Annotated in this window: 1 protein-coding gene; it reads right to left on the bottom strand. The window is 32.5% G+C overall.

Going from position 1 to position 1357, the window contains the following annotated elements; all coding sequences use genetic code 11:
* Positions 1–310: 310 nt before the first annotated feature.
* Positions 311–1357 (bottom strand): ATP-grasp domain-containing protein (locus F6K13_RS33425; RefSeq protein WP_287289962.1); only part of this gene is annotated, 1047 nt, incomplete at its 5' end.

The raw sequence follows: 1357 nt of genomic DNA on the forward strand, positions 1-1357 counted from the left end.
CCAGGACTAATACCTGCTACTACATTTGTTCCATAGGACTTCATCATTAAGGCTATCTGGGTAGACATTTTTTCTGTAACACCTTGAACTATTACCTTACTATCTGGAGTTAAATTCATAATTCTTCAGCCCTTATTTGTATAGGCATTTATCAATGGATAATGGATAATGGATAATGGATAATTGCTTAATTTGGTCTAATACCTATTCATTTATGAAGAAAATAAAAAGAAAATATTTTCCTTAAGTTCAATCCTATCTGCTTTCCAGGAGAGGTAATTATTAATTATTAATTATTAATTGTTGAATGCTACCTAGCTAAAGAAACAGCTTTAGTAACTGCATCTTCTAAATTTTCGATTACCTCTACTGGTAGACCTGATAAACGTTCTCTAGCTCTACTCACTTCACCTCCTAATAAACGCAGTATAAAAATAATATTACTCTTGTCCATAGTTTTTAAATTATTCAAATACTCGTAAACTATAGTAATCAACTCATCACTTGTCTGAACTATACCTAGAAAATTCACCAATACTACCTTTACATTTTCCTTTTGACTAACTAAATCCAAAGCAGCAAACATTTTTATTCGTAAACTATCCTTGATCTCCAAATAATCACCCAGCTTAATATTCAGAAAATTTGCTGGGTTTCCATTAGCTTCCATTACCAAATCAACAGTAGCCATTGTTAAACCTTCACCATTGCATAAAATTCCGATATTTCCTTGCAATTCTGTAAACTTCAGTTGATAATCTGGAATAATTTTTTCATTAGCTGCTGCATTGGTATTATTTGTAATTAATAAAGAATTTTTGTCTATTTGACTTACTTGTTTCTCTTGAATTTCATCATTATTAGTAATATTTTTGCCCACTAAATTTACCAATTCTAGATGACGACCTAGAGCACGATCATTCACACTTACTTTACCATCTAAAGCCATTACTTCTCCCGTCGGACTCACACCTAAAGGATTAATTTCTACCAAATCTAAATCCTTTTCTATAAATAATTGATACATTTTTTCCACTATATGACTAACTAATTCTATCAGTTGTCCTTGCAGTCCAATTTTTACCATCAGACGACGTGCATAAAAAGGGGAAAATTGTTGATTAACAACTACCTGTTGCATCCTTGTCATAGCTGCTTCTGTATCAATACCTCCTTGTGCTGAACCGAGAAGTACAGGACGGCGTACTATTGGGTCTAAAACAACTGCTAAGTATAATTCTTGATTAGCATTATATTTTGCTTCTGCCAATAAAACTTCTGGATACTCATCTTTGATCGGCAAATTAAAAATTGCCTGAGCTGCTGCCACAGCATCAATTGTATTTTCAACAAATTT

The organism is Okeania sp. SIO2B9 (genome assembly GCF_010672505.1).
GTDB classification, from domain to species: Bacteria; Cyanobacteriota; Cyanobacteriia; order Cyanobacteriales; family Microcoleaceae; genus Okeania; species Okeania hirsuta.